At 71.4% G+C, this 6,772-nt stretch carries 9 protein-coding genes and 1 pseudogene; 6 read left to right on the top strand and 4 right to left on the bottom strand.

The window, feature by feature from the left end; translation table 11 throughout:
- Positions 1–274: pseudogene (locus CCN51_RS47395) on the top strand (ABC transporter ATP-binding protein); the annotation flags it as partial.
- Complete coding sequence (locus CCN51_RS47390) at positions 271–2,787, top strand: ABC transporter permease (RefSeq protein WP_238545413.1); 2,517 nt, start codon at positions 271–273, stop codon at positions 2,785–2,787. The pseudogene CCN51_RS47395 and the gene CCN51_RS47390, both read left to right, overlap by 4 nt.
- Positions 2,788–2,805: 18 nt before the next feature.
- Here the strand turns inward: CCN51_RS47390 and CCN51_RS47385 are convergent, their stop codons facing one another.
- Positions 2,806–3,375 (bottom strand): TetR/AcrR family transcriptional regulator, encoded by a 570-nt coding sequence (locus tag CCN51_RS47385; RefSeq protein ID WP_043487282.1) that lies wholly within the window; start codon positions 3,373–3,375, stop codon positions 2,806–2,808.
- A gap of 71 nt (positions 3,376–3,446) precedes the next feature.
- Between CCN51_RS47385 and CCN51_RS47380 the strand changes: the two genes are divergently transcribed.
- Complete coding sequence (locus CCN51_RS47380; protein WP_014178100.1) at positions 3,447–3,950, top strand: FBP domain-containing protein; 504 nt, start codon at positions 3,447–3,449, stop codon at positions 3,948–3,950.
- On the opposite strand, the gene CCN51_RS47375 is transcribed toward CCN51_RS47380, so the two are convergent.
- The gene (locus tag CCN51_RS47375) at positions 3,935–4,540 is read right to left on the bottom strand and encodes a hypothetical protein (RefSeq protein ID WP_143676135.1); all 606 of its coding nucleotides are present in this window, start codon (positions 4,538–4,540) and stop codon (positions 3,935–3,937) included. The genes CCN51_RS47380 and CCN51_RS47375 overlap by 16 nt on opposite strands.
- A gap of 125 nt (positions 4,541–4,665) precedes the next feature.
- On the opposite strand from CCN51_RS47375, the gene CCN51_RS47370 reads away from it, so the two are divergent.
- On the top strand, positions 4,666–5,097 hold the full coding sequence (locus CCN51_RS47370) for a hypothetical protein (protein ID WP_014178098.1): 432 nt from the start codon (positions 4,666–4,668) through the stop codon (positions 5,095–5,097).
- A 127-nt stretch (positions 5,098–5,224) separates the two neighbouring features.
- Here CCN51_RS47370 and CCN51_RS47365 read toward each other — a convergent pair whose 3' ends face one another.
- Positions 5,225–5,434 (bottom strand): DUF397 domain-containing protein, encoded by a 210-nt coding sequence (locus CCN51_RS47365; RefSeq protein ID WP_014178097.1) that lies wholly within the window; start codon positions 5,432–5,434, stop codon positions 5,225–5,227.
- Positions 5,431–5,934, bottom strand: a complete 504-nt coding sequence (locus CCN51_RS47360; RefSeq protein ID WP_014178096.1) for a DUF5753 domain-containing protein — start codon at positions 5,932–5,934, stop codon at positions 5,431–5,433. Before CCN51_RS47360 ends, CCN51_RS47365 begins: the two co-directional genes overlap by 4 nt.
- A gap of 68 nt (positions 5,935–6,002) precedes the next feature.
- On the opposite strand from CCN51_RS47360, the gene CCN51_RS47355 reads away from it, so the two are divergent.
- Both CCN51_RS47355 and CCN51_RS47350 read left to right on the top strand, forming a co-directional pair.
- On the top strand, positions 6,003–6,308 hold the full coding sequence (locus CCN51_RS47355) for a hypothetical protein (protein ID WP_245881828.1): 306 nt from the start codon (positions 6,003–6,005) through the stop codon (positions 6,306–6,308).
- 93 nt (positions 6,309–6,401) lie between these two features.
- Positions 6,402–6,692 carry a hypothetical protein gene (locus tag CCN51_RS47350; protein ID WP_014178094.1) on the top strand — a complete coding sequence of 97 codons (291 nt, stop codon included), beginning with the start codon at positions 6,402–6,404 and terminating at the stop codon, positions 6,690–6,692.
- Positions 6,693–6,772: the final 80 nt, after the last annotated feature.

Below are 6,772 nucleotides of genomic sequence, written 5' to 3'. Positions count from 1 at the left end.
CCGGGCGCTGATCACCCGGCCCGCGGTGCTCTTCGCCGACGAGCCCACCGGCGCGCTGGACATCACCACCTCGCGCACCGTGCTCGGCCTGCTGCGCGGTCTGGTCGACCGCCACCGGCAGACGCTGGTCATGGTCACCCACGACCCGGCCGCGGCCGGGTGGGCCGACCGGGTCGTCTTCCTGGCCGACGGGCGGATCGCCGACGAGATGGCGGACCGGCCCGGGGCGGCGGCCATCGCCTCGCGGATGTCGGTGCTGGAGGCGGCGGCATGAGGGTGCGTAAGAGCCGGGGCGGCATGCTCGGCCTGGCCGTCGCCACCGTACGGGCGCGCCGCACGGCCTTCGCGGGTTCGTTCACCGCCCTGTGCCTGGGCGTCGCGGTCCTGACCATGAGCGCGCTGATCCTGCTGTCCGGGGACGGCGGGGTGCCCGGCCGGTACGCGGGCGCGCCCGTGCTCGTACGGAGCGCCCAGGGCGGCACCGGCCCCGACGGGGTGTTCCTGGAGCGGGCCCCCTGGTCCGCCCGGGAGACGAGGGAACTGACACGGGAGTTGGCCGCCGTGCCCGGGGTGCGGCGCGCGGTGCCCGACCGGTCCTTCTACGCGCAGGCGGTCGCGGACGGCGACCCCGTACGCGACGCCGGGCAGCGGAAAGGCGACCGGCTGGGCCACGGCTGGTCCGGCGCGGCCCTCGCCCCGTACCGGCTCACCGCGGGCCGCGCCCCGCACCGGTCCGACGAGGTGGCTCTCGACCACGCCATAGGCGCCCGGCCGGGCGAGCGGATCACGCTGCTGACCGCGGTGGGGCCCGAGCGGTTCACCGTCTCCGGCACGGTCGACGGGCCCGGCTACTACGTGACCGACGAGCGCGCCGCCGCGCTGTCCGGCGGGGTGCGGGTCATCGGGCTGCTGACCGAGCGGGGCGCGGACCCCGGCGCGGTCGCAACAGCGGCGCGCTCGGTCGTCAAGGGCTCGGTCGTCAAGGGCTCGGTGGTCAAGGGCTCGGGCACGGTGCTCGAGGGCGCCGCGCGGAGCGAACTGGCCCCCGTACGGGACGCCAAGACGCGCTGGATCGGCGGCCAGGTGCTGACCGCCATGGCCGCGCTGTCGGCCTTCGCGACGGTCTTCGTCGTCGCCTCGACGTTCGCCTTCAGCGTGGCCGGGGGCCGCCGCGAACTCGGCCTGCTGCGCGCGGTCGGCGCCACCGGGCGCCAGCTGCGCCGTCTGCTGTACGGGCAGGCGCTCGCCGTCGGCGCGGTCGGCGCGGCGGCCGGGGCCCTGCTCGGCGCGGCGCCGGCCCCGGCGCTGGGCTCAGTGCTCACCGACGCGGGCTTCCTGCCACCCGGTTTCGCGGTCCGCCGCCAGGCGTGGGTGCTCACCGCGACGTTCGCCGCCGGTCTGGCCGTCGCACTGACCGCCGTATGGTCCGCCTCGCGCCGGGCCGCCAGGACCGGCCCGCTGGACGCGCTGCGCGAGGCCGCCGCGGACGACCGTCCGATGACCCGCGCCCGCGTGCTGACCGGCATCGCGTTCACCACCTTGGGCTGCGCGGCCGCGGCCGGGACCGCCTTCGCCGACCCGACCGATATGACCACCCTCGCCCTGTGCACGGCCGTCGGGCTGATCACCGGAGTGACCCTGCTGGTCCCCGCCGTGGTCCCGCCCCTCGTACGGGCCGTCTCCCGGCCCCTCGCCCGCCGCCGGGGCGCGCTCGGCATGCTGGTGCGCGAGGGGATGCTGGCGGCGGTGCGGCGTACGGCGTCGACGACCGCCCCGGTCCTGGCCACCGTCGGTTTCACCATCCTGATCACCGGCAACACCCAGACCTCCGTGCACTCCTACGCCACCCGTGACACCGCCTCCGTACGGGCCGAGGCCGCCGTCGTCGCCCGCGACGGCACCCCGGGGCTGTCCGACGCCGCCGCCGGATCCGTCCCGGGGACGGGGCTGCTGGCCACGACCGTCTACGGGGGCGCGGCAAAGACCCCCATGGAGGCCGCGGGCATCGACCCCGGCGCCTTCGCCGACGTCCACCACCGGCTGCGGACCGTCTCCGGATCGCTCGCCCGGCTGCGCGGCCCCGGGACGGTGGCCGTGACCGAGTCGGCGCTGGCCACGCTGGGCGGACCCACCACCACGACGGTGACCTTCGAAGACGGCCGCGCCGAAAGGCTGCGGATCGTGGCGGTCGTCTCCGACCGTACGGCCCCCACCCCGTACACCGCGCTGCTCCCCAAGGCCACGGTCCGCTCCCACGACCCCTCGGCCCTCACCGACGTCGTCTACCGCACCGGCCCGGCCACGTCGTCCGCCGCGCTCCGGGGGCTCGGCGCCGAGGAGGTGAGCGTGGCCGACTACGCGCGCCGCGCGGACGCCGAGGAGGACCGGCTGGTCGAGGTCTTCACCCTGCTGCTGGTCGCGATGTCGGCGGGGTGCACGGGCGTGGCCGTCGCCAACACCCTCCTGATGTCCACGGCCGACCGGCTGCGCGATCTGCGCCTGCTGCGCCTGTCCGGCGCGACGCTCCGCCAAGTCCTGTGGACCGTCGCGGCGGAGACCACCTTCGTGGTCGCCCTGGGCTCCGTCCTCGGCGCCCTGACCGCCCTCCCGTCCCTGCTCGGCGTCCGCGCCGGCCTCAGCGGCACCTTCGGCGTCCCGGTCCGGCTGATCGTGCCCGCCGCGCCCGTCGCGGCGGCGGTGGCGGGCTGCCTGGTGCTGGCGCTCGCGGCGAGCGTGCTGCCGGTGCGGGTGGCGCTCGCCAAGGAGACCCGCGCCGGGGCGGGTTGAGCCGGCGTAACGCTTGGGTCAGGGCGCGGGCCAGTGCCGCAGCAGGGCGTCGAGCGCGTCCAGGATCCGCGACCAGGTCTGTTCGGTGTCGGGGGCGCTGTGGCTGAAGCCGCCCCCCAGCTCCAGGCTGACGTAGCCGTGGAAGACGCTGCCCAGGAGCCGGACCGCATGCGTCTGGTCCGGCTCCGTCAGCTCGTAGCCGCGCAGGATGGCCCGCGTCATCTGTGCGTGCCTGACGCCCGCGCTGGCGGCGGCCGTCTTGGGGTCGAGCCTGAGCTGGGCGGCGGCGTAGCGGCCGGGGTGCTCCCGGGCGTAGTCACGGTAGACGTTGGCGAAGGCGGCCAGGGCGTCCTTGCCGGCCCGTCCGGCCAGAGCGGCGGCGACCCGGTCGGCGAGTTCTTCCAGGGCGAGCAGGGCGATCTTGGTCTTGAGGTCCTGGGAGGTCTTCAGCCGCGAGTACAGGCTCGCGACCTTGACATCGAGCCGCCTGGCGAGCTCCGAAACGGTCACCTGTTCGAATCCGACCTCGTCGGCCAGCTCTGCGCCCGCCTGGACCAGACGCTCCATGGTCAGTCCTTCGCTTGCCATACCCTTCCCCTCACTCGACCGAGCATATTATTAATTTGCCTAGGAAGATTAGGCAAATTAGCTTGGCTCTCATGAAGCCACTGACCGAGCAAGAGATCCGTACCGCCTTCGTGAACTGCACCAAGGGCGAGGCCAAGCGTCTGTCCATCCCCCGCGACCTGGCCGACCGCCCCTGGGACGACCTGGACTTCCTCGGCTGGCGAGACCCCCAGGCCCCCGAGCGCGCCTACCTCGTCACCACCCTGGACGGCCGCCCCAAAGCCCTCCAGCTGCGCTGCCCCAGCCCCGCGTCCTGGCAGATCCGGCGCGGCATGTGCTCGATATGCCTCACCTCTCACACGGGCGGCGTCTCCCTGATGGTCGCACCCAAGGCCCGGCAGGCCGGGCAGCAGGGCAACTCGGTGGGCACGTACGTGTGCAGCGACCTCGCCTGCTCGCTGTACGTACGGGGCAAGAAGGACGCGGGCGCGGACGGGCGGATCCAGGAGTCGCTCACCTTGGAGGAGAAGATCGCGCGAACCGTGGCAAACATCGCCTCGTTCTTCGCCAAGGTGACCGGTCAGCGCTTGGCGTAGTGGACCTCTGCGCCGGTGTCGGCATAGACCAGCGCGGCGTAGCCGTTGATGCGATCGGGGACAATCCCCGCGTCGGCGCTGACCGTTCGTCCGGTACGCCCGTCGACGACGAATGTTCCGTCTTTGCCTTTGGCGTAGAACAGATCCTTGAAGTCGGCTTCTACGGTGGCGCTCCAGTCGTTCGGGCCGTCACCCGCCGCCCGGCGCCACAAGATCTTGCCGGCTTTGTCCACGGCGAGCACCCCGTCCTGCTTCGAGGCGCACAGCACAACGGTGCCGCCCTCGCCTTGATCGCAGTCCATACGGCTGGTCAGGCCGGCTCTGCCGGACGCATGCGCAAGCCAGGCCGCACGCCCGTACAGAGCGATGGTGGGGTCGTCCGTCGGGCCGGTCGGCAGGACATGGGCCGCTTTGCTGTCGAACGTCAACGGCGCCGCAGCCCGTGGATCGCCGCTGAAGTCGAGGGCCTTTCGGGTGGGCGAGCCGGTGGCCGCCGGACTGCCGCCTCCCCCCGTCGGGCCTGCGGTGCACGATGCCACCAGAGCCGCCGCAGCCAGGGCGATGACAACTTCACGCACCGGACTTCTCATCCCAGTCTCCGCATTCTGTGGCCCGTGAAGCCGACCCCGGTCGGTGACCAGGTGGGCACTCCTGATGTCAGCGGATTCGACCACCGGCGGACCGGGACCCGTCCCGTGAGCCTGTTCAGCGCCGGGTGTTCGAGTGGGCAGGGCGCGTCGCAGCCATCGTCCCCCCGGCCGACATCCTCGTCCCCCACCTCCGCCTCGCCCTCGACGGGCACGACCTCGCCGCCCTCAGAATCAGTGGCGAGGGGAAACAGGAGTCCGGCAAGCACGGGGCAACGTGCGCGTGGAAGTTGGCAGGCCAGAACGTCAGCCTCGCACTGGATCTACCACTGTCCTACGCGAAGACCATGACCAAGAACGGGCGCGTTACGCAGGTGCCGGTGGGGCAGCACCAAGCCGTGCAGGCCGAATTCCAGAGGATCTGCTTCATCTTCATCGCACTGCACGACACAAACCACTTGGTCGGCACCACGACCATTCCGGACCGCGGGGTAGCGCAGGATGGAACGTGTCCCGCGGGGGCGTCGGTCGCCGCCGCTGCCCTGACCCACATGCGATGACGTCTCAGCGACGGTCCGGCCCCCACCCCCCTCTTAAAAAATGCTTGATGCAGAGCAAGCGATTTTTTTAGAGGGGGTGGGGGAAGGCCGGTCCCGCCGGTCGCTTCGATGGCTGGTTGCTGCGGGGTTAGGCGGCGGGGAACTCTCCCCGCTTGACGGCGGACACGAACGATGCCCAGCCATCCGCCGGGAAGAGCAACGCCGGGCCGTGCGGCTCCTTGCTGTCGCGGACGGGGACCACGCCGCGCGAGGCGACGAGGTTGGCGGCGACCTCGATGCAGGCGCCGCCGTTGTTGCTGTACGAGGACTTGAACCAACGCGGGGATTCGGTCGTCACGGGGTGCCCTTTCGCAGCTGGTTGATCATGGCCACAGACTCTGTCTGAGAGGGCGCTTCGGCCTGTAGCTGATGGTAGGCCGTCAGCACGGGCAGCACGAACCTGTTGTCCCGTTCGAAATGCCCCCGTTGGGCGGACTCGGCGTACGACATGAGCGAACGGTCCGCCATCGTCAGGATGTAGAGCGGCAGGTCGAACGGCCGACGAGTCCCCATCTCGAACGGGGCGACGTGGACCATGGTGTTCGGCAGCTCGGCGAACTCGACCAGCCGCGCCAACTGCGCGTCCATGACGGCGGGCTCGCCGATGGGCCGCCGGATGCAGCTTTCGTCCAGCACCACGACAACCAGTGGCGGAGGCGTCCGAACGAGGGCCGCTTGTCGCTCCGCGACGAGCGCCACCCGCTCCTGCGCCTGCTCGGCCGCGATCGCTCCCCGTTTGACGGCGCTGTCCGCCAGGATCGTTGCGTACTCCGGCGTCCGAGGGCCGAAGTGAACCACGCACCAACCACCAGCGTCGATGCCCTCAACGTCTCGGGGGCGCCACCGTGCCCGTTCCGCTGCGCCCGATGCCACGCCAGGGGGACGAGGTGAGCGGCGCGGGCTGGACCAGCACCCTGCCCCGCCTCGCGGTCGGCATGGTGGTCTACGACCGGCACTACGACATGCCCGCGACCATCGCCGACTTCGACGGCCCGATGGTCTCCCTCACCCGCCCCACCGGCCTCAAATGGCGATCGCACTGTGCCTCGGTGCGCCCCGCAACGGCGTACGAGCGGCGGCAGCTACGGGCCATCGCCCAGCTTCACGCTCAGCGCCAGCGAGGCATGGCCCCTGCCAAGGTGATCACCCGCCCTGACCGCCATTTGCGGTGAGTATGAGACAACGACACGCCGTGGCGTCGGCGTGTCGTCGTCTCATACTCACCGCAGGTCACGACACAGAGCACTTCGCCGGAGTGATTCCCCATGGCTGATGGCCCCTGGCACGCCACATGGACATTCATCAGCACATCCGGCGTCACCACAGGAACAGCCGACCACGCACGGTACTTCGATATCCGCACCGCCATCTTCAAAGCCGCTGACAAGTCGCTACGTGACCTGGCGCGCACTGAAACCGCCAAGAGAGACGAGCCCTGGAAACTCCTCGTCGCAGCCCTGTACTCCGAAGCAATGCTCTCAGCCGACGAAACCGGCACCTGGCACTACGCGAGCCCGGACGGCTGGGCGAACGTGACGGTTCGCTTCGCCCCGTAGCAGTCAGCACGTCTTAAGAGGTCGTTTCATTTGGTGAGGCGGCGGTGACAGATGAGGGCTGCGGCTATGCCGACGAAGGC

The sequence above is a fragment of the Streptomyces milbemycinicus genome, from assembly GCF_002154605.1.
GTDB classification, from domain to species: domain Bacteria; phylum Actinomycetota; class Actinomycetes; order Streptomycetales; family Streptomycetaceae; genus Streptomyces; species Streptomyces milbemycinicus.
This window is presented reverse-complemented; position numbering and strand designations above follow the sequence as displayed.

Bases quoted from the DNA above. Each gene is read 5' to 3' on its own strand.
- CCN51_RS47390 (WP_238545413.1), top strand. From the start codon at position 271: ATGAGGGTGCGTAAGAGCCGGGGCGGCATGCTCGGCCTGGCCGTCGCC.
- CCN51_RS47385 (WP_043487282.1), bottom strand. From the start codon at position 3,375: ATGGCAAGCGAAGGACTGACCATGGAGCGTCTGGTCCAGGCGGGCGCA.
- CCN51_RS47380 (WP_014178100.1), top strand. From the start codon at position 3,447: ATGAAGCCACTGACCGAGCAAGAGATCCGTACCGCCTTCGTGAACTGC.
- CCN51_RS47375 (WP_143676135.1), bottom strand. From the start codon at position 4,540: ATGAGAAGTCCGGTGCGTGAAGTTGTCATCGCCCTGGCTGCGGCGGCT.
- CCN51_RS47355 (WP_245881828.1), top strand. From the start codon at position 6,003: ATGCCACGCCAGGGGGACGAGGTGAGCGGCGCGGGCTGGACCAGCACC.
- CCN51_RS47350 (WP_014178094.1), top strand. From the start codon at position 6,402: ATGGCTGATGGCCCCTGGCACGCCACATGGACATTCATCAGCACATCC.